Below are 24,833 nucleotides of genomic sequence, written 5' to 3'. Positions count from 1 at the left end.
GGTTTCGACACTCTAGTGCGCTTAGATGACAATCTGATGAAGTTTAGATCAAGAAGTCTTCAAGCTTGGCACCTTTTTCCAGTTCTGCCACTAACCAGCGCGGTTGCTTACCACGACCTGTCCAGGTTTCATTGGCATTGGCTTTATTACGATAACGCGGCTCTACCGATTTACGTACATTCTTTTTACGTTTAGACGCACCAAACTCAAGAATCTGTTCAATGCTTAAACCCGCATTTTCAGCAATTGCCAAAATCTGATTATATGCATCTTCAACTGCCTGGTCCTTTTTCGATGCAATTAATGCTTCCGCTTCTTCCTGCAAGCGCTTTAATTGTTCTACAGACAAATTACTAATATCGGGCATCATATTTACTCCACAAGTATGCTTTTATATTAATTTACTTCAATTGCATTAATACATCATATTTTTATATGAATTAAGTTTCAATCATTATTTGAAATGAAAAACAATTATTAACAGAGATAAATAATCTATTTATTCGGGATTAGAATTAATCCAGATAATGCCCCACACTATTTTCCAAAGCCAAAATACGCTGCCGAATCGACTCGGGTAATGGCATTTTCTGCATACTTTCAGAATTCACACAAACCATGATGGCTTCTGCACTCGCGACTACAGCCTGCTGCTGCTCGCTCCATAATAGATAATGCATGCGAAAAGCACTATTTCGGATTTCCTCAACCCGCACACCTATTTTTAAGGTATCCGGATAAAATACCGGACGCATATATTTGCACTGATTTGATGCCACTACCGTCGAAAAGGATTGCTGCATCATTCTGATCTGATCCATATAATGAATGCGGGCACTTTCAATATAGCGGTAATACATCACATTATTGACATGACCAAGCGCATCCATATCGCCCCATGCCACCACTTGTTGATGAATTACTGGATAATCGGTTAATTGCATGCGACTTTACCTAGATTTTAATTTTCATGAAATGACTATTATTTTCAAACACCAGATTTAACTGCTGCTGTAAATGTGGTTGATCTTTTAATGCCGATTTAATTCTTAAATAGTTCATTAAAATATGTTCCGGATATAAATCCAGAAGCTGTGCTGCATCGTCATGACGACCGGTAGCTTCCAATATATGCCATTTGGCAAAACTCAATACCGGTAAAGCAGGATATTGCTGTTCCCACTGATTCAGATAATCTTCAATCTTGAGATAATCCGGTACCGGTTTTAACAGCTGCTGCTGGAACCATAAATAGAACACATCCTGATGAAACTGTTCAGACAGTAAATGCACCGCCAGATGCTCCTGCTGCTCTCCCATATCGCTTAAGCGTACCAGCACTTTTAACCACAGCACTTTAATCGCATACGGCTGGGTAAATATCTGCCCTGACAGATTGCAATAACGCTGTTTTAAATCCTGCAATGCTTCCGGTGTGGCCTGCTCAAAATGCTGCAAGATTTGCTCAAGCCATAACTGCTTGCTGTCCAGCCCTAAATGCCCATATTGGGTCGCACGCAAATATAACCATGGATACTGCAGCGCAAACTCTCCCCACAGTGCGGTTAAGCGCTGTTCATAGGCTTGTTTAACATCTTTGAGCCACGGCGACAGTTGATGGCCATTTAAAAATTCCAGATGGGTCAGGGCTTTTTCCGGTTGCTGCTGCGCCAGATAAATTTCAATACGCTGCAACTCGGCCAGCTCAAAGGCCATGGCCTTGCTCTGGTTTAACATCTGCAAAGCCACCGGATAATCCTGCTGCATCAGCGATAGGCGTGAATGAATCACGGCTTTTAATAAACCAGACTGGTTAAATACCTGACGGATAAAGGCGTCCTGCTCACGCGCGGCATCCAGCAGCCAGATTACTGCCATTTGCTCATAAGGATGTAAATGCTGGAAATCAAACACCGCTGCCTGCTTACGCTGTTCACGGCTTAAATAACGCTTTAGCATCGCCCAGATCAGCTGCACCACCAGACTGATCAGCATCAATAAAATTAAAAGCACCCAGATATTGGTCTGTAGCTGCCAGTCACGCCAATACAGGTAAACATAGCCCGCGCCATAGCCATAACTGAATACACTGAGCAAGGCCACCAGCACTAACGTGACCAAAACATAGGCCAGAACAATCTGCTTCATGATCATTCATCCAATAAGGTGCGGCTGGTCAGCACCGGCACAGGAATCACGGTCAGGCTCTGAATTTCCGCCAATTCAGCGCTTAACTGCTGCGCCCCCCGATCCGGCAGCAGCTGTAACAGATGAAAAATTTCAGTCAGCTCCTGCTGATAATTCAGATATTGGCCTTGTCCTAATAACTGACGTGCCAGTAATAAACGCAACTGCGCTTCTTTTAACAGCAATTGACGCTGACTAAGTACAGTCGCTGGCTGCTCGGCGGCTTCCAGTTTCAACCACTTATGCCAGAAGGCCGGATTGGCCTCTTGCGCCGGCTGCAGTTGTGGCTGCTGGATTTCCTGACGCAACAGCTGATCCAGCTGCTGTAGAGCCTGAGTGACCTGCTGCTGCTGGGCACTGCGCTGTGCCGCAAATTGCTGGATCAGCTGCCGGTCTTTGCTCAGGGTTTGATGCAGGCTTTCGGCCAAGGCCGGTGACAAAGCCCACTGATTCAGCTGAACATCCAATACTGCCAACTTTTCCAGTGCATACGGATATTGCGCCTGCTTTAAGGCAAATTCGATCAGTTCCAGCTGCTGTTGAAGCATCTGCTGCGGCGTGATCGTGGTCTGGCTGATCTGCACTGTAGTATTAGTTGCAGGCGCACTTGAAGATGCTGACGGTGAAGGATTGCTACTCTGGCGCTGCAAAGCCACTAGCTGGTCATTGAGATTGGCGCGGCTTTTTTCCGCCTGATGCATACTCTGAGACAATTCGGACTGCTGCGCCGTTATTTTAAATACGTCATAGCTCAGCTTTAACATCCAGGCCAAGCCGATGATCAATAATAAAATAAGTAGCTTCTTCATGCGTGTCCTGATTTAAGCTCAATCTGCTGCAGTATTGTTTCTGTTTTTAAATTCGTCAACTTGATCAGTTGAAAACGGGTGTGATGCTGTTGTTGATAATCCATCAACAGCGCTTCCAGGCGGTCACCCAGCACCAGATAACGTCCCCGGTTCAATAATTCTTTTTGCGCTTGACTCAGCCGCAACCAGTTTAACCAGCTGGCCTCACTGCTAATCAGCATCCAATAGTCCCGGTGCTGCTGCAGTTGTGGCAATAGCGCGGGCATCTGCTGAATGGACGCGGCCGGACACTGACGCTGATATAAAATAAAATTCAGAATCTGCATTCCGGCCTGTTGCAGGCTGTCCATCATAAACTGACGACCGCCTTCACCGCGCCAGAAGGCAATACATGAACCGGCCGCCAGGGATTTTAATAAAGGCAGTTCCAGCATCCCTTCCGAGGTTTCAACCTCCGGCACGGCGCTCGAAATTCCGTATTCTGCCAGTACCTGCGCCGTTTTTTCACCAACCGCAATCCACTGTAAATGTTGTAATTGATCGAGATGAATACCGCTTTGCGCCAGATACTCCATCCCGATGTGTACCGCGGTCGGGCTGACCACCACAATCCGCTGCGCCTGCAGTAATTGCTGGTACAGCTGTGCCAATGCATCGGACCAGGGACAGGCCTGTAATTCCAGCAGAGGCAGCTCAATCACCGACCAGGCCTGTTGCCTTAAAGCCTGTGACAAGGTACAGGCACGATCGGCCGGGCGGGTATTAATAAACAGCATCTTAATATAAGGCTTTTAGCAGCTCACCTGCCCCTTGTGCCAACAGGTTCTGTGCCAGTTGTTCACCCAGCTGTTCGGCCTGCTCGGGTGCGGCACTGAGCTGTGCGCTTAACAAGGTCTGGCCATCGACACTGCCCACCCGGCCTTCCATCGACAGCTGGCCATCTTTTAAAGTGGCATAACCGGCAATCGGCACCTGACAGCCACCTTCCAGATAAGCATTAAACGCACGTTCTGCGCGTACACAGACATTGGTTTCATCATCCATCAACGGCAAAATCAGCTCGAGTACGGCCTGATCATTAGTCCGGCATTCCAGCCCCAAAGCGCCCTGACCCACGGCCGGCAAACTCACTTCAGGCGCGAGCGTATGACGAATCCGCTCACTAAGGCCCAAACGCTTCAGGCCGGCACTGGCCAGAATAATCGCATCATATTGACCTGCATCCAGCTTGGACAGACGGGTACCAACGTTACCGCGCAAATCAATAATCTCCAGGTCAGGGCGTGCTTTTAAAATCTGGCATTTACGGCGCAAACTGGACGTTCCGACTTTGGCACCCTGCGGCAAGTCCTGAAAGCTGGCATAAGTATTGGACACAAAGGCATCCAGCGGATCTTCACGCTCGCAAATCACCGCCAGGCTTAAGCCTTCTGGTAGCGCCATTGGCACATCTTTCATGGAATGCACAGCAAGGTCAGCACGACCATCTAGCAAAGCTGCTTCTAATTCTTTGACAAACAGTCCCTTGCCCCCAATTTTGGCTAAGGGGGTATCGAGAATTTTATCACCCTGGGTCACAAAGGTGACCAACTCCACGTTTAGACCGGCATGTAAGGCTTCTAAACGCGCACGAATGTGTTCCGCCTGCCATAATGCCAGCGGGCTTTGTCGAGTTGCAATTTTCAGGGTGTTCATCATGTCAGTGAAAGCAAATAAAAGGATTCCCTTAAACTTAACCTGATCGCTTGAAAATGCAAGTCAATTTGCACCCTGAGATGGCGAAAAAGCCATTTCAGCCGGTGCTTACAGTTTCTGAATACGTTCTCTTAAGGTCGGTAAATGACGACGGCTTACTGCCAGACGTTCTTCCAGTTCACGACAACGCACCTGATATTGACCGGTATTAATCACTTCCAGTCCTTCAAGATAATGAATCGAGACCAGTGCATTGCGATGAATCCGAATAAACTGATCGGCAAATTCATGCTCCAGGTCTTTTAAGGTTTCGTCAATCAGCACGCTGCCATTTTTATGGCGCACGGTGACATATTTTTGATCTGCTAAAAAATAATAAATATTTTCTACAGGCACCAGTTCAACACCACGATAAGTTTTCGCCGTGATCTGGTGGCGTTTTATATTCAATTCTTCCATATTTTCTTTTTGTTTTATGTGACTCAGCTGGGCTTGCGTGAGTTTGGTTAAGTGATCTAAAACCTGCTGCAATTCCTGTTGCATGACCGGTTTTAACAAATACCCTTCTGCCTGCGATTTAAATGCATCAAGTGCATGCTCATCATAGGCGGTACAAAAGACAATTGCCGGCATGGAGTCAAGCTCGCGCAAATGCTGGGCGCAGCTTAGTCCATCCATTTCTGGCATCTGAATATCTAATAACACGACATCTGGCTGATGTTCATCTGCTAGCTCAATGGCCTGCTCACCATGACTGGCGGTTGCCACCACCTGATGTCCAAGTTGAGTCACCAAGCGGGCCAAACGCTCAGTTGCAAGAGGTTCATCATCACAGATCAGAACATCCATTTATCCCTCCTTTACGTTAAATCATTTATTTTTATAGCTTAACGTGAATTTTTTTTTATTTATATGGATACTGTACCACGGTGGTATACATGCCCTCCCCTGCATACGTTTGAAAGACCACCTTTCTTCCATAAAAGGCGCGTAGACGCTGTTGCACATTTTGAATTGCAATACCATGTCCTTGTCGTAAATTCATTTTAGCGTTTACGTAAGGGTTTGTAATGACGATATTGACTTGATTTTCCAAAATTTCTACCAATACGCTAATGGTACTCGGTCTGGATATTTTTTCAACACCATGAAAAATACTATTTTCCAGTAAAGGTTGTAAAGTTAATAAGGGAATTTGTACCTGACTGAGCAGTTGCGGCTGTTCAATTTTCCATTCCACCTGCAAGCGTTCACCCAGACGAATCTGCTCAATCTCCAGATAACGCTGGCATAATTCAACTTCTTCCTGCAGCTTGACCAGCTTGACTTCCTGTAAACTGGCACGAAACAGACGTGACAGATTGAGCAGCATCTGCTCGGCTTTTTCAGGATCAATCGCAATCAGGCTAATGACATTATTTAAACTGTTGAATAAAAAATGCGGATGGATACGCGCTTGCAAGGCATGCACCTTGGCCTTTAGAGCACTTTGCTCGCGCAGATAATTCTGTTCGCGCAAATATAAATAGCGAAAACAGAATGCTCCCAGCAAGATGCCATAACTTAAATGCAAATCCAGCCCGCCCCCCAGCTCGGCTGCAGTCAAGTCACGCAGATGAAAATTCTGGCCAAAATGCGTCAGCAGATTCAGGCTTAAAGTGGTCACCAGTACAATTAGCTGTAGCAATAAAAAACCAAAACCGAGCGAAAAGCCCAGACTCATCCGGCCCAAACGTCTTTGAAAATATTCAATAAAGGCAGTAAAGGCCAGCAGCACCCAGTTAATATACAGCACATATTGCAGCAGCCTTGAGCCGGTTAATGCCTGCCAGCCCTGCGCTTCAGCCAGTGCCAGCACCATGGCCAATACATTGCTGGCAATAAATAATTCAATTAGATGTTGCCAACGCCCTATTTTCGTAAAAAAATAACTGTAATTTTTTTCATCAGCCGTATCTGCAAAAGATGATCTCACCTGCCCTTCGGCAAGTGATTCCGAATTTGTTATACTCGTTTTCAAATTACTGCTTTTTATTCTATTGAGCCGACATGACCACATCTTCTAATTCCTCAAATCCGTCACAAACCCAGACTTCGGGTATGTGGGGCGGTCGTTTCTCTGAAGCTACTGACGCATTTGTTGCTGAATTTACAGCATCTGTCCAATTTGACCAACGCTTTTATAAACAAGATATTGCCGGTTCAATCGCCCATGCAACCATGTTGGCCAAAGTTGGCGTGCTGACTGCACAGGAACGTGACGACATCATCAACGGCTTAAACACCATTAAAGCCGAAATTGAAGCGGGTCAGTTTGAATGGCGTATTGACCTTGAAGATGTGCACATGAACATCGAATCACGCCTGACCCAGCGTATTGGCATTACCGGTAAAAAACTGCACACCGGCCGTAGCCGTAACGACCAGGTGGCGACCGATATCCGTCTGTATGTGCGTGATGAAATTGATGCCATTTTAGAATTATTGAAAAAACTACAAACCGGTATTCTAAGCCTGGCGGCAAAGAACACTGACACGATTATGCCGGGCTTCACCCATTTACAAACTGCTCAGCCTGTGACTTTTGGTCACCACCTTATGGCCTGGTTTGAAATGCTGGTGCGTGACTCTGAGCGCTTAATTGACTGCCGTAAACGTGTGAACCGTATGCCACTCGGTTCTGCTGCTCTGGCAGGCACCACCTACCCAATCGACCGTGCCTATACCGCAGAATTACTGGGCTTTGATGCCGTTGCTGAAAACTCGCTGGATGCAGTATCTGACCGTGATTTCGGGATTGAATTTAACGCCGCTGCATCGCTGATTATGATGCACCTGTCGCGTATGTCGGAAGAACTGATTCTGTGGACCTCAGCCCAGTTTAAATTTGTGAATATTCCTGACCGTTTCTGTACCGGCTCATCAATCATGCCGCAAAAGAAAAACCCGGATGTCCCTGAACTGGTTCGCGGTAAAACCGGCCGTGTCTATGGCGACTTAATGAGCCTGTTGACCCTGATGAAAGGTCAACCACTGGCCTATAACAAAGACAACCAGGAAGACAAAGAGCCTCTGTTTGATGCAATTGATACTGTACGTGGTTCACTGATGGCGTTTGCTGACATGATTCCGGCATTGGTGCCTAACATTGCAGAAATGCGTGAAGCGGCGCTGCGTGGTTTCTCTACTGCAACCGACCTTGCGGATTACCTGGTGAAAAATGGCGTTGCTTTCCGTGATGCCCATGAAATTGTTGGTAAAGCGGTCGCACTGGGCGTACAGGAAGGCAAAGACCTGTCTGAACTGACCCTGGAACAGCTGCAACAGTTCTCTGACCTGATTCAGGCCGATGTATTTGAAAAAGCCTTGACTCTGGAAGCTTCAGTGAATGCACGTAACCATATTGGGGGGACTGCTCCAGCACAAGTCGCTGCTGCGATTGAACGCGCCCACGCCCGTTTAGAGCAACTTTACGCTTAATCTTAAATTCGGAGTATGGATATGTCTCGACAAGTATTTTGCCGTAAGTATCAACAAGAAATGGAAGGCTTGGACTTTGCCCCGTTCCCGGGTGCCAAAGGTCAGGAATTATTTGATACCGTGTCTAAACAGGCCTGGAACGAATGGCTGAAACATCAGACCACGCTGATCAATGAAAAGCGTTTAAATGTGTTTGAAGCAGATGCGAAAAAGTTTCTGGAAGAACAACGCGAAAAATTCTTCAATAATGACGAAACCTTAGAAAAAGCCGAAGGGCTAAAGCCTGAGTAAAACTTAAAGCGCTGCTTTAAGTTTTACGCAAGACAAGGACGAAGTCCGCGTAGGCTTTCATGCAAAAAGAATCTCCATTTTTGGGGATTCTTTTTTATGCACGGTTGTAAAAATTACGTAAGACAAGCGAAGCGCGTAGTTTCAAATGTCTCAAAGGAGTCTGAAGAGGCTCCTTTTTTATACTCGATACTGCTCCGCCACGCCGCAAGACGAGAAGCTGTGCTTCGAGTAAAAAAGAAAGCGCTGCTTTAAGTTTTACGCAAGACAAGGGCGAAGTCCGCGTAGACTTTCATGCAAAAAGAATCTCCATTTTTTGGGGATTTTTTTATGCACGGTTGTAAAAATTACGTAAGACAAGCGAAGCGCGTAGGCTTAAATTTGAAAGGCTCCAGAAATGGAGCTTTTCTTTTACTCTATCCAAACCCAAGATCAACCACTGCACATAGGGTTTTATCTCGGAAGATGCTTTTAGCCTTTAATCCAAAAAAATTTCATCGATAAAAAATGAATTCCTCTTCATTCACCCATTTCAGGCTTGGCACAGAAAAAGTAGATGAACTCTGTTGTTTTCCAGCCGCAAGCTCCCTGTTTATAGTGAGCTTAAGGTGATTGGTTTTTATTGAATTGACAGGTATATCTGGACAACTATAAAGTTTTACTTCACCAAAATCAGGGGTTTATAATTTAGATTAAAATTAACCTATTTAACCGATTAGTATTGTAACTGGCCGATACATTTGTTCATAAAACTCAACATTAGACTACAATAAGCTTAAAGATTTCCGCGCATCATCTTCCTATAATAACAATCAAGGAGATGGAAGCATCTCTTATAATAGATATAAATATCCCCGATTTCGATCTCAGATTTCCCCCAAAATCTGGGATTTTTTTTATCCATTTTTTGCGTAATCCATAAAAAAAGCCTGAAATTATTTCAGGCTGTTTCTGGTATTCAAACTTAGCGTTCTTGAACTTTCTGTTCAATTTCTTCCATGCTGGTATGACGCACATCCAGACCTTTGACCATATAAATCACTTGCTCGGAAATATTACGCGCATGGTCACCAATCCGCTCTAGGGAACGCAGTACCCACATTACATTGATGACACGGGAAATATGACGCGGATCTTCAATCATATAGGTCATTAAGGTCCGGGTGGCCGACTGGTATTCACGGTCGATATCGGCATCGGCCAGCAGTACACGTAAAGCCTGATCGACATCCAAACGGGCAAAAGCATCCAGCGCATCATGAATCATGACTCGCACCTGGTTACCAATATGACGGGTCTCCATATAACCGCGCGGCGAGCCCCCTTCTTCACATAGGCTTTGTGCAATCCGGGCAATTTTGGCCGCTTCATCGCCAATACGTTCCAGGTCGGTATTGGCCTTGCTCATGGCAATCACCATGCGCAGGTCAATTGCTGCAGGATGACGGCGCGCCAAAATCAGGGTTAATGCTTCATCAATTTCAGTTTCCAGACGGTTCACCGCATTGTCCTGAAATTGCACCTCTATTGCCATCGCGGCATCTGTGTCCAGCAATGCATGAATCGCATTGGCCACCTGCTGTTCTACCAAGCCACCCATGGTCATGAATTTTGTATTGACATCCTGTAGATCTTCATTAAATTGAGAAGAAATATGGTGATTTAACACAGGATTATTTGGACTCAAGAGATGTACTCCAATGCAATAATAACGGACTTATTTGATCATTGATTATTAAATCACATTAAACATTAAGCTTTTATGACAATTTAAACAAGTGCCCGATTTCATCATTTTATTTTATTGAAATTTAAGGTTTTTCTATTAACCACAAGTTCATCTCGGCCAGATCTTTTTCACTGAGTTGCCCCACCGACGCCCTGAGGCGCAGCACATTAATCAGATAATCATATTTGGCATTCAAATAGTCCTGCTTGGCCGAAAAAGCATTACGCTGGGCCAGCAGGACATCGACCATGGTTTTTAGGCCTTCATGATATTGGGCACGCGATGCGCGCGATACCAGTTCTGCCGATTGCATGGCCGCCTGTCGTGCCTGTAACTTGGACTGATCGGTTTCCACCTGCAAATAGGCACTTTTTACATCGGTATTGGCTTTACGGATGGCCGCATCCAGCTCGGCTTCGGCTTTATCGACATTCACCGCTGCTTTCTGGATATTGCGCTGGGTACGGCCGCCGGTAAACACATTCCAGTTCATTTCAATACCGACCTGATCAAACTGGCCATCCTGAGAAATCAGGCTTTGTGGCGTCTGCTTGTTATAGCCATAAGTGCCGACCGCTTCAATTTGCGGATAACGCGCGGCCTGCTCGACCCGTTTCTGGTCTTCGGCATAACGCTGCTGCAAGCGGGCCTGTAAAATGGACAGGTTCTGACTTTGTGCCAGCTCGGTCCATGCCTCTAAACTGGCCGGATAAGGCTTTTGGAACTGAAAGTCATCTCGCAGTACCGCCAGATTTTCACGATATGGCCCGATCAGCTGCGCCAGTTGTTCCTGTGCCAGCACCAGCTGCACATGGGTAGCAATCCGGTTGGCCTTGGCATTTTGATATTGCGCCTCGGCTTCGCTGACATCACTGCGCGCGACCAGTCCCTCGCGCAGCTTGGCATTCATCATGTTCAGCTGTTCCAGCAGTGCCTGCTCTTCCTGCAAATAGGCCGTCGTTAAAGACTGCTGGCGCAGCACATTAAAATAGGCTTCGGCCACATTTAAAATATGCTCCTGCTTTTGCAGTCTTAAGGTGACTTCACTGAGACTGAGTGAGGTTTTGACCTGTTTTAGGCCTTCCCAGGCATCCCAGCGGAATAAAGGCTGGCGTGCAGTGACACTCACCTGACGGGTGGTGGTTGCTGAAGGTGACAGGCTTTCAGAGCTGACTGGAAAACCTGGAATTGTCGCAGCATTGGCGTCCTGACTGCGCCGGGTGATATTGCCAGACACAGTCACGGTCGGCAGCAAATTGCCTTTGGCAATGCCTAAATTCAGTTGATCGGCTTCATATTGCAGCAGATTGGCCTGCCAGTTCGGATCGGTGGCTTTGGCACGCTCATAGGCCTCGACCAGATCCAAGGCTTGCGTCCAAGGGCTAAACAACAGCAGGCCCAATATACATATTTTTTTCTTCATTTTATTCGTTTAACTCATCTCGCCAAAATGGCCATGTCTCAGTCAAGCATTGACTCAATTTGCTCCATAGTAGCGATTTATCGCATTTTTTTCGTATGTTTTTGATTATTTTTTTATATTTTACCGCTTTAACCCGAGCAGCAAGCTGTCCAGTTGAGTTGAGCCAGGAGCGCACTCACAGCCATGTAACCAAACTTCAGCACAACGCTACAATTCGCCGGCCCGAAGCTGGTTACAATAGCGCCATACATTCCGCACTTGTTGTTTTTTGCTGCTTTTTTTAATTGGGTTATCGTGAAGCTTATTTCTCCCCGCTGGCGTACTTTACTGCTCAGTTTATGTTCTGCAATGGTTTTGACCGCGTGTCAAAGGTCAGAACCTCCTGTGGTCATTGAACAGAAGCCGAAGCAGGCTGTGGCTGAACAGGCGGTCGATTTAAAGTCGATCTGCCGCGGCATTGAACAGGAAATGCGCGAGATTAACCAGCAGCGCACCACCTTTGCCCTGGAACAGATTAACCAGGATTTAAAAGTCTGTTTGCCACTAATGGATTTCCCCGACCAGCAGCATCTGCTGGAACTGTCTGCCCAGATGTACCAGAATTTTCTGAAAGTCGAACGTACCGCCCAGCAGCAGACCGCTTTTGATCAGTATGCCTTTGATCTGGCCCAGCATCCCACCATTCAGCAAAGCCATTTCGAACAGTTTGCCTTACGCGACCAGTATCTGCTGAAACACAAAGGTCAGGCCTATGTCGACCTGTATGATGCCGGTGAAGGGCAACTGGTCTATCGGCGTAATCCGCAGTACCTGGCTCGTATTTTTGCGCCTTATCTGCCCGATGCCGAACGGATTTTTATTGAAAATCTGGCCGAACAGAATATGCAGCGTCCGATTCGTGATGGCGGCCTGACCATTGATGCCCAGGAAGTGGTGCGTCGCGCCCTGTTCTGGGAAGATTATGTCAAAAACTATCCTGACAGCAGTTATATCCGCGATGCGCGTTATCTGGATCAGGTCTATCGTATGTTCCTGTTTAAAGGCACCTTAAATACCCCGGTTTCAGACAGCTATGAAGCAGAATATGCGATTCAGCCCAGTGTCTGGTATGAAATTGAAAAGCTGGCCAAGCTGGAGCAGTCACGACTGGCAGATCAGGCGCGTAAATTCCGCAGCTTTGTACAGATGTCGCCACAGGAACGGCGTAACCGTATTCCAGTCAGCCTGACCGCACAGGAACAAAACAATGAACGTGCCAACACCCTGGCGCTAAAGCAGCTGTCCCATTATCTGGATTTACCGCTAAACGGCTTAAGTCCGACCCGTGACTGTTTTAGCGATGCGGTCTGTATGCCTTATCAGAATAACTAAGCCACCCACCAATTTGGCAGTTTTATCACTGGCCTTTTTAAGCCAACCTGTTAAGATTTAAGCAGCTTGACGGAGCGCGAGTAAATCCTCGCTGAGATTGTGTAATTGTCTAACCGTATAGATGATTAAGCACAAGTACCGTTGAACCTGATCAGGTTAACACCTGCGTAGGAATCAAGCGCAACTAAACCTTAAGTTTCGATTTATTATTCAGGATAAATCCGTTTCGTTTTGGTCGTGCTTGATTCGTTGATGCTCTTCATAAGGATCATGGTATGAACCAATTAACGAATCTTTCTTCTGAGGCCATTTCTGCTCAACACGAGCAAGATGCCAAAGACCTCACCCGTATTTTACCCGCTTCGAGCAAAGTCTATATTCAGGGCTCACGTGAGGATATCCGTGTCCCGATGCGCCAGATTGAACTGACTGAAACCCCAACCAGTTTAGGCGGTGAACACAATCCGCCGGTAATGGTCTATGACACCTCTGGCGTTTACACCGACCCGGAAGTCAATATTGATCTGAACCAGGGTTTACCGAATGTGCGTGAACGCTGGATTGAAGAGCGTAACGATACAGAAATTCTGGATCAGCTCAGTTCTAAATTCGGTCAGGAACGCCTGCGTGACATCCGCACTGCCGACATCCGTTTTGCCCATATCCAGAAACCGCGCCGGGCCAAACGCGGGCATAACGTGACCCAAATGCACTATGCCAAACAGGGCATTATTACTCCGGAAATGGAATACATCGCCATCCGTGAAAACCTGCGCCAGCAGCAAGGCGTCGATATGCGCCAGCATCCGGGACAAAACTTTGGCGCACAAAATCTGCGTGAAATTACCCCGGAATTTGTACGTCAGGAAGTCGCTGCCGGCCGCGCCATTATTCCCGCCAACATTAACCACCCTGAAATTGAGCCGATGATTATTGGCCGTAATTTCCTGGTGAAAATTAATGCCAATATTGGTAACTCGGCACTGGGTTCCGACATTGCCGAAGAAGTGGCGAAAATGACCTGGGCCACCCGCTGGGGCGCCGATACCATCATGGACCTATCGACCGGGAAAAATATTCATGAAACCCGCGAATGGATTATCCGCAACTCGCCGGTGCCAATTGGTACCGTGCCAATTTATCAGGCGCTGGAAAAAGTTAACGGCGTAGCAGAAGACCTGACCTGGGAAATCTTTAAAGACACCCTGATTGAACAGGCCGAACAAGGTGTGGACTACTTCACCATTCATGCTGGGGTACTGCTGCGTTATGTACCGCTGACCGCCAACCGCCTCACCGGTATTGTGTCACGTGGTGGTTCAATCATGGCACAGTGGTGTCTGGCGCATCATGAAGAAAACTTCCTGTATACCCACTTCGATGAAATCTGCGAAATCATGAAAGCCTATGACGTGTCGTTCAGTCTGGGCGATGGTCTGCGTCCGGGCTGTATCCAGGATGCCAATGATGAAGCACAATTCAGCGAACTTCGCACCTTGGGCGAGTTAACGCATCGCGCCTGGGAACATGATGTGCAGGTGATGATTGAAGGCCCGGGCCATGTGCCAATGCATATGATCAAGGAAAATATGGATCTGCAACTGGAAGTCTGCAAAGAGGCGCCGTTCTATACCCTTGGTCCGCTAACCACCGATATTGCACCGGGCTATGACCATATTACCTCGGCCATTGGGGCCGCCATGATTGGCTGGTATGGCACGGCCATGCTGTGCTATGTGACGCCAAAAGAGCATTTAGGTCTGCCGAACAAGAAAGATGTTAAAGACGGTATTATCACCTACAAGATTGCTGCACATGCCGCCGATCTGGCCAAAGGCCATCCGGGTGCGCAGGCGCGTGACAATGCCCTGTCCAAAGCCCGCTTTGAATTCCGCTGGGAAGATCAGTTTAACCTGAGTCTGGACCCGGATACGGCGCGCAGTATGCATGATGAAACCTTGCCGAAAGAAGCACACAAATCGGCGCACTTCTGTTCGATGTGTGGACCGAAATTCTGCTCCATGAAAATCACCCAAAATGTGAGAGATTATGCGCAAAATCAGAATCTTGCTAAAGAAGCCATGCAAAGCGACACAGAGGTTGCGGAAGGTCTCAAAGCCATGAAGGAGACCTATCAGCAGACTGGTCAAAAATTGTACCACGACGTCTAAACTATCGAAAAAGAGTTTGTGTTCCATTTAATCTCAGTTAGGATGAAAACTGATGTTCTTCATCCGTATGATGTTTTATGGAAATACTTAAACAGGCGACCTATGGTCGAAATGAACTGCGCATTCAACAGCGTGAATTCTTGTTTCGTGGCTTTATTCAGGTTGAAAAAGTCAGTCTGAGCCATCGCCTGTTTAATCAAAACCACTATACACCGGTCATTCATCGGGAGTTGATTCAACGCCCGGAGGCAGCCGGTGTATTGTTATATGATGAAAAAAAACATAAATTTGCATTAATAGAACAATTTCGTATTGGGGCAATGGATGATCAGGATTCTCCCTGGCAACTTGAAGTCATTGCGGGCGTACTCGATGGTGATGAATCACCGGAAAGCTGCATTCGCCGTGAAACCCTAGAAGAATCAGGCTGCGAAGTTGAAGAACTGCAGCATCTGTTTACCTTCTATCCTTCTGCAGGGGCTTGTGCGGAAATCTTTCATTTATATAGTGCGAAAGTAAATTTGCCGGAACAAGGCGGTGTGTTTGGTCTCAGTGAGGAAGGCGAAAATATTCAATTGCATATTTTTGAATATGAGCACTTACCCATCTTATTGGCCAATGGTCGGCTCAGGAATGCGCCGCTGATCATCGCCCTGCAATGGTTACAACAACAAATTAAACCATAAGGAATGTCTAAGGGGCCAGGCATGACTTTTATAAGCAAAAATACACAAAGCTGGACCATCGTCCAGATTTCAGACACACATTTAATGGATCAGGAAGACCTTAAATTTGTGCAGATGAATCCGGAACACAGCTTTCATGGCATCATGCGCGATATTCAGCAACGCTATCCTGAGCTGGATGCCATTGTTCATACCGGGGATCTGGCACAGGTGCCGGTGCCGGCGACCTATGCGCGCTATCTGGCATTTATGCACCGCCTAAATATTCCGTTTTATCAGATTCCGGGCAATCATGATGAAGTGGAGTATTTTCCGTTTCACCAGCAGCAAAACCGGGTACATGCCATTCATTTGGGACGCTGGACCATCATGCTGCTGAACAGTGCGGTCAAGAACCAGATTGATGGCCGGATTGAACCATCCCAGCTCGCGCAACTGGACCAGCTGTTAACCGAACATGCCGGCCAGCATGTGATTCTGGCCTGTCATCACCATCCTTTTGCCATGCAGTCGCATTGGGTCGATCAGCACAAACTGAAAAATACCGCAGATCTGACTGAAGTGATGGCCAAGCATCAGAATATTAAAGCGGTTTTATTTGGCCACGTGCATCAGGATTCACTGAATATCTGGAACAATATTCCTTTTTATTCAACACCTTCAACCTCAGTGCAGTTTAAACCGCACAGTGATGATTTTGCCCTGGGACAGGAAGCACCGGGCTATCGGGTCTTGCATTTAAAGGACAATGGCGAGTTCGACACACAGGTGCATCGTGTTGAAAATTTGGTCGGTCAAATAAATAATGAAATTTCAGGTTATTAACTTTTCATTTTATTCTTTTTGCTTTAAGTTATGGCTGCGAAGGAAAACGTGATACGACGAAATCCAAACATCAAAGACTATCAATATACATAAAAAGTCTATATGATGACGACCCCCGAAGGGATAATCTTCTCCTTGGGAGTGGATAAAAACACTTGCATATCACCATATTTTTTGCGTATAGATAATACGTATATGATGAGGAATGCCCTACATGGCGAATGACAACCAAAATCAAGTCTTGGACGAACAAACAGATGTTGTAGAGGAAAAATCTACAAAGCGCGTGCGTAAGACAAAGCCAAAGGCGTCAGAAGGTGGTTCTACTGCTAGCTTATTTGGTATTGAGCCTTATCAGCCGAAAAAAAATGAAGAATATATGTCTGAGGGCCAGCTTGAGCACTTCCGTCAGATTCTCTTGGCCTGGAAAGCCGAGCTGATGTCTGAAGTTGATCGTACGCTAAACACAATGCAAGATGAAAATACTGCATTGCCTGACGTAAACGACCGCGCCACTCAGGAAGAAGAGTTTGCCATCGAGTTACGTACCCGTGACCGTGAACGCAAACTGATCCGTAAAATTGAACAATCCATTGAAGCCATTAAAAACGATGACTACGGTTTCTGTGAAACCTGCGGAATCGAAATTGGTTTACGCCGTTTAGAAGCGCGTCCAACTGCGACTTTGTGTATTGACTGCAAAACTTTGGCAGAAATCAAAGAGAAGCAAAATAACGGTTAAGCATGTCTATTCGTAATCCCTCCCTGCCCCTCCCTTTGATAAAGGGAGGGAAAGCTGAAGAGAATTACGTGGGCCGGTTTGCGCCATCGCCAACCGGCCCTTTGCATTTTGGTTCCCTCATTACCGCGGTGGCCAGTTATTGCGATGCCAAGGCCCAGCATGGGCGCTGGCTGGTCCGTATTGAAGACACTGACATTCCCCGTATTTATCCCGGCAGTGAAGCGCATATCCTGCGTTCTTTAGATGCCTTTCAGTTCGAGCCGGATGGCGAGATTCTGTTTCAAAAAGACCGTTTGGCCATTTACGAAGACGTTCTTGAGCAACTCGCCGAGCAAGGCTGGGTCTATGCCTGTCAGTGCACGCGTAAAATGCTCGGTTCCAATCATATTTATGCTGGCACCTGTCGCAATCTGCAACTCCCCTTTGCACAGCAGGCCATCCGCCTGAAAGTGACCGATACAGACATCTGCTTTGAAGACCGCTTGCAGGGCCGGCATTGCTCCAACCTGCAACAAGATCTGGGGGATTTTGTCTTAAAACGCCGTGACGGGATTATTAACTATCAGCTGGCCGTGGTGGTCGATGACTATCTGCAAGGCATTACCGATGTCGTCCGCGGCGCCGACCTTTTGGACAATACCGAACGACAGATCTGGCTTGGGCGGGTGCTGGGCTATCCGGAACTGCGCTATCTGCATTTGCCGCTGGCCATGAATGATCAGGGGCAAAAACTCTCCAAGCAGAACCTGGCCCAGCCGCTGGATTTAAATCAGGCTCCTCTGCTATTACAACAGGCGCTCACGGCTTTGCACCAACCCCCGGTAGTTTTAGACACCCCGGCACGTATGCTGCAGCAAGCCATTGCCCAGTGGTCAATTGAGGCCATTCCACATACAACTCAGCTACAGGGCAGCTACGCATAACTACACAATTTGCGCTAATCTAGAAAAAAATAACTGCAAGATGGGATTACTATGTTTTTTATTTTCGGGATTGGTCCAAAAACCAAAGTGCTGGAGAAAAACCAGTTTGTCTGTCCGGTCTGTCGCACCCGCACCAGCTATGAACTGAAGCAGCAGCGCAATTATTTTTCCTTATTTTTTATTCCTTTAATTCCGCTATCCAAAGCCAAAGGCAGCTTTGTCAAATGTCTGAACTGTAAAACGGAAATGCCAAGCACAGTGTTGCACCATGCTCAGCCAGATCCATTTCAGCAGAGCAATCTAGAAGCTTGATTCCTCACGGCTTGGATTGGTCTGCTGGGTAGTACTTTCAATTTTCAGAATCAGACTGACCATCACCGCACACATAATTAGCGATGAACCACCATAACTGATAAATGGCAGGGTCAGCCCTTTAGTCGGCAACATGCCCATATTCATGCCGGCATTCACCAGAATCTGTAACAGGAAGATGATGCTGATGCCATAGGCCAGATAACCAGCACGTAAATACTGATGTCGCAAGGCACGATGACCAATGCGAATACAGCAGACCAGCATGGTGAAAGACAGGCTCAGCACCACCAGGATACCAAAAAAGCCAAATTCTTCGCCTAAAACGGCCAGCATAAAGTCGGTATGCGCTTCCGGCAGATAGGACATTTTCTGGATACTATGCCCCAACCCCACCCCGACCCATTCACCCCGGCCAAAAGCCATTAAGGCATTTGACAGCTGATAACCGGCCCCGAGCGGATCATTCCACGGGTTAGAGAAAGACATTAAACGTTCAAAACGGTAGGGCTCAAACACCACCAGGAAGGTAAACGCACCCAGCATCGCACCCAAGGCAATCCCGAACTGAATCAGTGGTGCACCGGCCAGGAAGAACACCCCGAGCATGGTCAACGCAATCACCACAGTCGCACCCAAATCCGGTTCTGCCATAATCAGGCCCACAGTCGCCGCCATAATCACTGCCAGCCGTACCAGACCTTTAATATTATTACGCACTTCTTCGGCACGACGTACCACGTAGTCGGCGGTAAAAATCGCCATCATCACCTTGGCCACTTCTGAAGCCTGCAAGGTAAACCCGGCCACCCGAATCCAGCGTTTGGAACCATTGACTTCGGTACCGACCACCAGTACCGCAATCAGCAAGGCAATGGTAATAATCCATAAAAAGAAGGTGTTATTGAACCAGAGGTTTAAGGGAACTTTATACACGGTATAGGCGGCAATTAGCGCTACCGCAATTGAAATACCATGCCGCAGTACATAATGGAAGGCATTTTCATGCATACGCTCGGCATAGGGCATTGAGGCAGACGCCACCATAATCGAGCCGATACAGAGCAAGGCCAATACGCTAAAAATGAGCACATTGCGTACATTCACTTCGGCCGGTAACCGCGGTAACCAGCGCTCATAGACCTGAGTGATTTTATTGATCGTTGTCTGAGCAAAGCCAGCCATATCCCAAATCCTTATTATTCTTGACCAAGTTCGTTGACATAAGTCACGAACTGACGACCACGTTCCGGATAGCCCGAGAACATATCAAAACTTGCACATGCAGGTGACAATAACACGACATCCTGCGGCTGGGTATGCTGCTGGCACAGTGTGACCGCCTGTTGCAGACTGTCGGCATGGAGCAGCGTGGTAGTGCCCTGTACCGCCGCTTCAATCAGCGCGGCATCTTCACCAATCAACACTGCCAGTTTGGCATATTGACTGAGCGCCTGACGCAGTGCCTTAAAGTCCTGGCCTTTGCCCTGCCCACCTAAAATAATGGCCACCTGACCGCCATGCGGCTGAATTGCTGCACCCAAACCTTCTAGTGCCGCGAGGGTAGCGCCAATATTGGTGCCTTTGGAGTCATTATAATAACGCACGCCTGCGACCTCTTTGACGAATTCACAGCGATGCTCCAGACCTTTAAAGCTTTTTAAAGTGTTCAGCATACTGTCCATCGGCAGGCCAATCGCTTCACCCAGCGCCAGACAGGCCAAGGCATTGGCAATATTATGCGTACCCTGAATATACATGTCGCTGCTTTTCAGCAGACGTTCACGGCCACGCGCCAGCCAAATGGTGCCATCTGTTTCTTTTAAAATACCGAACTGGTTGATATCTGGTGCGTTCAGGCCAAAGCTCTGCATAGGGGTGGTATCTGGCACCAGCGGACGGGTCAGTGCATCATCACGGTTATATACCACCTGTTTCACGCCCTGAAAAATACGATGTTTGGCGGTGTGATAACCGAGCATGTCACCATGACGGTCCAGATGGTCTTCACTCATGTTCAGCACCACCGCCACTTCAGCATTCAGGTTTGAGGTGGTTTCTAACTGAAAGCTGGAAAGTTCCAGAATATACAGCTCCGGATCATCTTTGGTTAAATCCAGCGCCGGACGGCCCAGATTACCCCCAACCGCGACCTTCTTGCCAGCATCGGCAGCCATCAGGCCAATTAGTGTGGTTACAGTACTTTTGGCATTGGAACCGGTAATGGCCACAATTGGCTTGTCAGTGGCACGGCGCAAAATCTGGATTTCACTGACCACCGGAATGCCCTGCGCTATTGCCGTCTGAATTTCTGGCAGTTTTGGATCAAGCCCCGGACTGATGATAATTTCTTCAGCAGACAACAGCAGTTCCTGGTCAAACTGGCCAAAACTGGTCTGAACCTCGGCCGGAATCTGGTCATAACCGGGGGGTGTCGCTCGAGAGTCTGTTACGGCAACGCGGTAGCCCTGATCATGCAAGAAGTTGACTGCTGCAACACCTGAAATGCCAAGACCTGCCACAACTTTTAATCCACCGCGTTGTATTAACATTTGAGCTCCATCAATGATTTGGATTTTAAACTGCGGAAATGTTAGCACTTTGGGGTTTTGAATGCTTTTTCTGTTTGCAGTTTCTGGAAAAAATTTTGTGTCAGTGCGTAAAAAAGCCGTCATAGAGATGACGGCTTTTTTGATACTCAAGGGCTTACTTCCACTTGACCCCTTGTACTTCAGTTTTCTTGCTGGCCTGCTCCGACACCGGACAATCACAGCCACCACCACAACCGGCAGCCATTTTCGGTCTGAACCATTTGCCCAGCGTGTGCCAGCCTTTTGCCGTACAGGCATCCGACAACTTCAGAAAGACTGAATTTGAAGTCTTCGGGAATACCTTTTTGAAGACCACCAGCGTGCTCCACATCACCAATACCGCCACAATCAATACTTCAATCATTTCAGTCTCCTTTTTTTGTTTCGGCTTAAGCCAATAGGTTGGATGCAATCTGATAGGTCAGGAATGACATCAAATAGGCCAGACCAAACAGATACACGGTCATAAAGCCCACTGTTTTCCACGATGCCGTTTCACGGCGTACCGTGGCCAGCGTCGCCAGACAGTGCGGCGCATAAATAAACCAGACCAGTAGCGATAAACCGGTCGCCAATGACCAGCCCAAGTCACCACCGCTGCTGATGATGCTGGCCAGACCATCGGCCATGGCATCTTCATCCCCTGACAGGGCGTAAATGGTACCCAGTGCTGCCACCACCACTTCACGGGCTGCCATTGCTGGAATCAAGGCAATACAGATCTGCCAGTTAAAGCCCAGTGGGGCAAAAATTGGCTGCATGATATGGCCCAGCATCCCGGCAAAGGTATAATCAATCGCCGGCATGGTCGCGCCTTCTGGCGGCTGCGGGAAGGTACACAGGAACCAGAGCAGAATCGACAGGGCAAAGATGATGCCACCAACCCGTTTCAGGAAGATTCGGGCGCGGTCCAGTAAACCAATCCAGACGTTTTTGATATCCGGGAAACGGTAACTTGGCAGTTCCATCAACAGCATGTGATCGGACTTGTCTTTCTGGAAAAACTTCAATACAAAAGACACGCCCAGCGCACTTAAAATACCAGCCATATACAGCGCAAACAGCACCAGACCCTGCAGGTTAAACAGGCCCCATACCGTTTGTTCCGGAATAAAGGCAGCAATTAATAGCGCATACACCGGTAAACGCGCGGAACAGGTCATCAGCGGTGCCACAAAAATAGTGGTTAAACGGTCACGCGGGTCGCTGATACTGCGCGTTGCCATAATCCCCGGAATCGCGCAGGCAAAGCTGGACAGTAACGGAATAAAGGCACGGCCACTTAAACCGGCTTTAAACATCAGTTTATCCAGCAAGAATGCAGCGCGCGGTAAATAACCGGATTCTTCCAGCACCAAAATAAAGAAGAACAGAATCAGAATTTGCGGCAGGAACACCACCACACCACCGGCGCCGGCAATAATCCCGTCCACCACCAGACTGTTCAGTAAAGGATGGGCAATACTGCCACCAATTACTTCACCCAGCCAGCCAAAGAAGGTTTCAATCCCGTCCATAAATGGGGCTGCCCAGGCAAAGACCGCCTGGAAAATGATAAACATCATGACCGCCAGACTGACCAGACCCAGCACCGGATGCAGGAACACCTTATCGAGGAAATCGGAACGTTTATCTTCCTGATCGACGTATTGCACCACATCATTCAGCAGGGTTTCGACCTTCTGATGGGCATCGCCTTTCAGACCGGTCAATTCGGTATGTGGCAGCGCATATTTACCCTGATCCAGCGCATTCATCAGGTTTTCAATCCCGGAACGGCGTACGGCCACGGTTTCTACCACCGGCACACCCAAACGCTCAGACAGTTTCTGGGTGTTGATCTGCATGCCACGACGACGCGCTTCGTCCATCATGTTCAGCACCAGCAACATTGGACGCCCCAGTTCAATCATTTCCAGTACCAGACCCAGATGCAGCTTCAGATTGGTGGCATCAACCACACACAGGAAAGCATCCTGCTGGCCTTCTTCTGCCAGTTTGCCCTGTACCACATCACGGGTAATGGCTTCGTCCGGGCTGGCAGCATTCAAGCTATAAGTGCCAGGTAAATCCAGCACCCGTACCGGCTTGCCTGAAGGTAAATTAAAATGACCGACTTTACGTTCGACCGTTACGCCGGCATAGTTGGCAACTTTCTGGCGTGTACCGGTTAAATGGTTGAATAATGAGGTTTTACCGCAGTTAGGATTCCCTACAAGGGCAATACGTAAAGCATCACTCATGTAGTGACTCCATCTTCAATTTCAATTTTCTCTGCTTCATTTTTGCGTAAGGCAAAACGGGTAAAACCGACCTGAATCAGAATCGGGTCCCCGCCAAAAACACCTTTGGTAATGACCTGAACGCGCGTGCCCGGCACAAACCCCAATGTTTCCAGACGGCTGGCCACCAAGTCATTGTGTGACTCGCCCCCCTCATCCTGCCGGATAATCTGGCGGATAATGGCCGTCTGCTTTACCTTTAACTCTGATAAACGCACTGTGAAATTCCTAAGCTCTTTTAAATAGTATACAAACAAATGAGAATAATTAACAAATAAGGATTGATTACGTTTCCGTTCTTATATCACATCGACAGCCCGGAAAAATTACTCTACATTGGAGAATTCCAATGATCTTGATCGAATTCTTAAATTAAAGTGATCCACATGCTCAATAAAAAGCCCCGCATTCCTGCACCTGTCACCATTCCGGAACATTTAAGCTATTTGCAGGGCTTTCGCGATCATCTAGTAGCACAAACCGTCAGTCCACATACCCGCAATGCCTATCTGTCCGACTTAATGTTATGCAGTGCCTGCGTGCCCAGTTCGATGCTGGACTGGAGTCATGATGATATTTCCGATGTCCTGATTGAATTGACCAAACAGCAAAAAAGCCCACGTTCGATTGCCCGCTGCCTATCGGCCTTAAGGGCTTTTTATAAATTTCTGCGTGAACAGAAACTGCGCGCCGACAATCCGGTCGCCGCACATAAAACCCCAAAACTGGGCCGGGCCTTGCCCAAAGATCTGTCCGAAGCCGATGTTGAAGCGCTAATTCAGGCACCGGATGTCAATACAGCGCTGGGCCTGCGTGACCGGGCCATGTTTGAAGTGCTGTATGCCTGTGGGTTACGGGTGTCTGAATTGCTGAATTTACGTCTGGAGCTGATTAACCTGAAACAGGGTTATTTGCGCATTGTCGGCAAAGGCAATAAAGAACGTCTGGTGCCTTTAGGCCAGGTCGCCTGTGAATGGGTAGAACACTATCTGCAAGAGGCACGGCCGCAGCTATATAAAACCAGCACCGATTATTTATTTCTGACCCAGCATGGCGGCATCATGAGCCGGCAGAACTTCTGGTATGCGATTAAACGCTATGCACTACAGGCCGGGATTCAGGCCGAATTATCGCCGCATACCTTACGCCATGCCTTTGCCACGCATCTGCTCAATCATGGCGCGGACCTGCGCGTGGTGCAAATGCTGCTGGGGCATAGCGACCTGTCGACCACACAAATTTATACCCATGTCGCGCAGATTCGCATGCAGCAGCTGCACGCGACCCATCATCCTCGCGCTTAACCGCACTGCCGAAAT

General features: G+C 47.7%; 25 protein-coding genes and 1 riboswitch. Of the genes, 10 read left to right on the top strand and 15 right to left on the bottom strand.

The window, feature by feature from the left end:
* Positions 1–43 precede the first annotated feature (43 nt).
* The 8 genes from VF685_RS05805 to VF685_RS05770 form a co-directional block, all read right to left on the bottom strand.
* Positions 44–370, bottom strand: a complete 327-nt coding sequence (locus VF685_RS05805; RefSeq protein WP_005181647.1) for an H-NS histone family protein — start codon at positions 368–370, stop codon at positions 44–46.
* 145 nt (positions 371–515) lie between these two features.
* The gene (locus tag VF685_RS05800) at positions 516–944 is read right to left on the bottom strand and encodes an acyl-CoA thioesterase (protein WP_016659684.1); all 429 of its coding nucleotides are present in this window, start codon (positions 942–944) and stop codon (positions 516–518) included.
* Between the two features lie 10 nt (positions 945–954).
* Positions 955–2,148, bottom strand: a complete 1,194-nt coding sequence (locus tag VF685_RS05795) for a heme biosynthesis protein HemY (protein ID WP_127799618.1) — start codon at positions 2,146–2,148, stop codon at positions 955–957.
* A 2-nt stretch (positions 2,149–2,150) separates the two neighbouring features.
* On the bottom strand, positions 2,151–2,996 hold the full coding sequence (locus VF685_RS05790) for a hypothetical protein (RefSeq protein WP_005181639.1): 846 nt from the start codon (positions 2,994–2,996) through the stop codon (positions 2,151–2,153).
* Entirely contained in the window at positions 2,993–3,772 is a 780-nt protein-coding gene (locus tag VF685_RS05785) for a uroporphyrinogen-III synthase (protein WP_075167812.1), read from the bottom strand. Before VF685_RS05785 ends, VF685_RS05790 begins: the two co-directional genes overlap by 4 nt.
* Position 3,773: 1 nt before the next feature.
* Positions 3,774–4,691 carry a hydroxymethylbilane synthase gene (gene hemC / locus VF685_RS05780; RefSeq protein ID WP_034598116.1) on the bottom strand — a complete coding sequence of 306 codons (918 nt, stop codon included), beginning with the start codon at positions 4,689–4,691 and terminating at the stop codon, positions 3,774–3,776.
* 108 nt (positions 4,692–4,799) lie between these two features.
* Complete coding sequence (locus VF685_RS05775; RefSeq protein ID WP_127799612.1) at positions 4,800–5,540, bottom strand: LytR/AlgR family response regulator transcription factor; 741 nt, start codon at positions 5,538–5,540, stop codon at positions 4,800–4,802.
* Between the two features lie 55 nt (positions 5,541–5,595).
* Entirely contained in the window at positions 5,596–6,750 is a 1,155-nt protein-coding gene (locus tag VF685_RS05770) for a sensor histidine kinase (RefSeq protein WP_104989206.1), read from the bottom strand.
* Between VF685_RS05770 and argH the strand changes: the two genes are divergently transcribed.
* Positions 6,741–8,171, top strand: a complete 1,431-nt coding sequence (gene argH, locus VF685_RS05765) for an argininosuccinate lyase (RefSeq protein ID WP_171065096.1) — start codon at positions 6,741–6,743, stop codon at positions 8,169–8,171. The genes VF685_RS05770 and argH overlap by 10 nt on opposite strands.
* 21 nt (positions 8,172–8,192) lie before the next feature.
* A complete protein-coding gene (locus VF685_RS05760; protein WP_005181625.1) occupies positions 8,193–8,462 on the top strand; it encodes an oxidative damage protection protein in 270 nt (89 codons plus the stop codon).
* A gap of 961 nt (positions 8,463–9,423) precedes the next feature.
* Here VF685_RS05760 and phoU read toward each other — a convergent pair.
* Together phoU and VF685_RS05750 are read right to left on the bottom strand one after the other, a co-directional pair.
* Complete coding sequence (gene phoU, locus VF685_RS05755; RefSeq protein WP_005181619.1) at positions 9,424–10,146, bottom strand: phosphate signaling complex protein PhoU; 723 nt, start codon at positions 10,144–10,146, stop codon at positions 9,424–9,426.
* A 124-nt stretch (positions 10,147–10,270) separates the two neighbouring features.
* Positions 10,271–11,611 carry a TolC family outer membrane protein gene (locus tag VF685_RS05750; RefSeq protein ID WP_168383639.1) on the bottom strand — a complete coding sequence of 447 codons (1,341 nt, stop codon included), beginning with the start codon at positions 11,609–11,611 and terminating at the stop codon, positions 10,271–10,273.
* 348 nt (positions 11,612–11,959) lie between these two features.
* Between VF685_RS05750 and VF685_RS05745 the strand changes: the two genes are divergently transcribed.
* From VF685_RS05745 to VF685_RS05715, 7 genes are all read left to right on the top strand, one after another.
* Complete coding sequence (locus tag VF685_RS05745) at positions 11,960–12,982, top strand: hypothetical protein (protein ID WP_440203587.1); 1,023 nt, start codon at positions 11,960–11,962, stop codon at positions 12,980–12,982.
* Positions 12,983–13,042: 60 nt separating this feature from the next.
* Positions 13,043–13,173, top strand: a riboswitch (TPP riboswitch).
* An 84-nt stretch (positions 13,174–13,257) separates the two neighbouring features.
* Positions 13,258–15,153, top strand: coding sequence for a phosphomethylpyrimidine synthase ThiC (gene thiC / locus VF685_RS05740; protein ID WP_005181616.1), 1,896 nt, complete (start codon positions 13,258–13,260; stop codon positions 15,151–15,153).
* Between the two features lie 77 nt (positions 15,154–15,230).
* Positions 15,231–15,839, top strand: coding sequence for an NUDIX domain-containing protein (locus VF685_RS05735; RefSeq protein WP_005181612.1), 609 nt, complete (start codon positions 15,231–15,233; stop codon positions 15,837–15,839).
* 21 nt (positions 15,840–15,860) lie between these two features.
* Positions 15,861–16,664, top strand: a complete 804-nt coding sequence (locus tag VF685_RS05730; RefSeq protein ID WP_168384668.1) for a metallophosphoesterase — start codon at positions 15,861–15,863, stop codon at positions 16,662–16,664.
* A gap of 214 nt (positions 16,665–16,878) precedes the next feature.
* Entirely contained in the window at positions 16,879–17,406 is a 528-nt protein-coding gene (dksA, locus tag VF685_RS05725; RefSeq protein WP_016659695.1) for an RNA polymerase-binding protein DksA, read from the top strand.
* A gap of 2 nt (positions 17,407–17,408) precedes the next feature.
* Positions 17,409–18,329, top strand: a complete 921-nt coding sequence (gene gluQRS, locus VF685_RS05720; RefSeq protein WP_075167818.1) for a tRNA glutamyl-Q(34) synthetase GluQRS — start codon at positions 17,409–17,411, stop codon at positions 18,327–18,329.
* A gap of 51 nt (positions 18,330–18,380) precedes the next feature.
* Positions 18,381–18,641, top strand: coding sequence for a zinc-ribbon domain-containing protein (locus VF685_RS05715; RefSeq protein WP_005181597.1), 261 nt, complete (start codon positions 18,381–18,383; stop codon positions 18,639–18,641).
* On the opposite strand, the gene ftsW is transcribed toward VF685_RS05715, so the two are convergent.
* The 5 genes from ftsW to VF685_RS05690 form a co-directional block, all read right to left on the bottom strand.
* Positions 18,630–19,826: a putative lipid II flippase FtsW gene (gene ftsW, locus VF685_RS05710; protein WP_440203586.1), complete on the bottom strand. Its 1,197-nt coding sequence runs from the start codon at positions 19,824–19,826 to the stop codon at positions 18,630–18,632. The genes VF685_RS05715 and ftsW overlap by 12 nt on opposite strands.
* 14 nt (positions 19,827–19,840) lie before the next feature.
* Positions 19,841–21,193 carry a UDP-N-acetylmuramoyl-L-alanine--D-glutamate ligase gene (gene murD, locus VF685_RS05705; RefSeq protein WP_127801563.1) on the bottom strand — a complete coding sequence of 451 codons (1,353 nt, stop codon included), beginning with the start codon at positions 21,191–21,193 and terminating at the stop codon, positions 19,841–19,843.
* 154 nt (positions 21,194–21,347) lie between these two features.
* The gene (locus VF685_RS05700) at positions 21,348–21,596 is read right to left on the bottom strand and encodes a DUF6587 family protein (protein ID WP_016659699.1); all 249 of its coding nucleotides are present in this window, start codon (positions 21,594–21,596) and stop codon (positions 21,348–21,350) included.
* Positions 21,597–21,621: 25 nt separating this feature from the next.
* Positions 21,622–23,475 carry a ferrous iron transporter B gene (gene feoB, locus VF685_RS05695; RefSeq protein ID WP_104487721.1) on the bottom strand — a complete coding sequence of 618 codons (1,854 nt, stop codon included), beginning with the start codon at positions 23,473–23,475 and terminating at the stop codon, positions 21,622–21,624.
* Complete coding sequence (locus VF685_RS05690; protein WP_005181588.1) at positions 23,472–23,732, bottom strand: FeoA family protein; 261 nt, start codon at positions 23,730–23,732, stop codon at positions 23,472–23,474. Before VF685_RS05690 ends, feoB begins: the two co-directional genes overlap by 4 nt.
* A gap of 168 nt (positions 23,733–23,900) precedes the next feature.
* On the opposite strand from VF685_RS05690, the gene xerD reads away from it, so the two are divergent.
* Positions 23,901–24,818: a site-specific tyrosine recombinase XerD gene (xerD, locus tag VF685_RS05685; protein WP_005181586.1), complete on the top strand. Its 918-nt coding sequence runs from the start codon at positions 23,901–23,903 to the stop codon at positions 24,816–24,818.
* The last annotated feature ends 15 nt before the right edge of the window (positions 24,819–24,833 follow it).

Source organism: Acinetobacter sp. Brlt_5, from assembly GCF_051949055.1.
Taxonomy (GTDB): Bacteria; Pseudomonadota; Gammaproteobacteria; order Pseudomonadales; family Moraxellaceae; genus Acinetobacter; species Acinetobacter indicus.
This window is presented reverse-complemented; position numbering and strand designations above follow the sequence as displayed.

Bases quoted from the DNA above. Each gene is read 5' to 3' on its own strand.
- VF685_RS05775 (WP_127799612.1), bottom strand. From the start codon at position 5,540: ATGGATGTTCTGATCTGTGATGATGAACCTCTTGCAACTGAGCGTTTG.
- VF685_RS05760 (WP_005181625.1), top strand. From the start codon at position 8,193: ATGTCTCGACAAGTATTTTGCCGTAAGTATCAACAAGAAATGGAAGGC.
- thiC (WP_005181616.1), top strand. From the start codon at position 13,258: ATGAACCAATTAACGAATCTTTCTTCTGAGGCCATTTCTGCTCAACAC.
- ftsW (WP_440203586.1), bottom strand. From the start codon at position 19,826: ATGGCTGGCTTTGCTCAGACAACGATCAATAAAATCACTCAGGTCTAT.
- VF685_RS05800 (WP_016659684.1), bottom strand. From the start codon at position 944: ATGCAATTAACCGATTATCCAGTAATTCATCAACAAGTGGTGGCATGG.
- VF685_RS05790 (WP_005181639.1), bottom strand. From the start codon at position 2,996: ATGAAGAAGCTACTTATTTTATTATTGATCATCGGCTTGGCCTGGATG.
- VF685_RS05770 (WP_104989206.1), bottom strand. From the start codon at position 6,750: ATGTGGTCATGTCGGCTCAATAGAATAAAAAGCAGTAATTTGAAAACG.
- VF685_RS05730 (WP_168384668.1), top strand. From the start codon at position 15,861: ATGACTTTTATAAGCAAAAATACACAAAGCTGGACCATCGTCCAGATT.
- xerD (WP_005181586.1), top strand. From the start codon at position 23,901: ATGCTCAATAAAAAGCCCCGCATTCCTGCACCTGTCACCATTCCGGAA.
- VF685_RS05795 (WP_127799618.1), bottom strand. From the start codon at position 2,148: ATGAAGCAGATTGTTCTGGCCTATGTTTTGGTCACGTTAGTGCTGGTG.
- VF685_RS05785 (WP_075167812.1), bottom strand. From the start codon at position 3,772: ATGCTGTTTATTAATACCCGCCCGGCCGATCGTGCCTGTACCTTGTCA.
- VF685_RS05715 (WP_005181597.1), top strand. From the start codon at position 18,381: ATGTTTTTTATTTTCGGGATTGGTCCAAAAACCAAAGTGCTGGAGAAA.
- dksA (WP_016659695.1), top strand. From the start codon at position 16,879: ATGGCGAATGACAACCAAAATCAAGTCTTGGACGAACAAACAGATGTT.
- VF685_RS05750 (WP_168383639.1), bottom strand. From the start codon at position 11,611: ATGAAGAAAAAAATATGTATATTGGGCCTGCTGTTGTTTAGCCCTTGG.
- gluQRS (WP_075167818.1), top strand. From the start codon at position 17,409: ATGTCTATTCGTAATCCCTCCCTGCCCCTCCCTTTGATAAAGGGAGGG.
- argH (WP_171065096.1), top strand. From the start codon at position 6,741: ATGACCACATCTTCTAATTCCTCAAATCCGTCACAAACCCAGACTTCG.
- hemC (WP_034598116.1), bottom strand. From the start codon at position 4,691: ATGAACACCCTGAAAATTGCAACTCGACAAAGCCCGCTGGCATTATGG.
- VF685_RS05805 (WP_005181647.1), bottom strand. From the start codon at position 370: ATGATGCCCGATATTAGTAATTTGTCTGTAGAACAATTAAAGCGCTTG.
- VF685_RS05700 (WP_016659699.1), bottom strand. From the start codon at position 21,596: ATGATTGAAGTATTGATTGTGGCGGTATTGGTGATGTGGAGCACGCTG.
- VF685_RS05745 (WP_440203587.1), top strand. From the start codon at position 11,960: ATGGTTTTGACCGCGTGTCAAAGGTCAGAACCTCCTGTGGTCATTGAA.
- VF685_RS05735 (WP_005181612.1), top strand. From the start codon at position 15,231: ATGGAAATACTTAAACAGGCGACCTATGGTCGAAATGAACTGCGCATT.
- feoB (WP_104487721.1), bottom strand. From the start codon at position 23,475: ATGAGTGATGCTTTACGTATTGCCCTTGTAGGGAATCCTAACTGCGGT.
- murD (WP_127801563.1), bottom strand. From the start codon at position 21,193: ATGTTAATACAACGCGGTGGATTAAAAGTTGTGGCAGGTCTTGGCATT.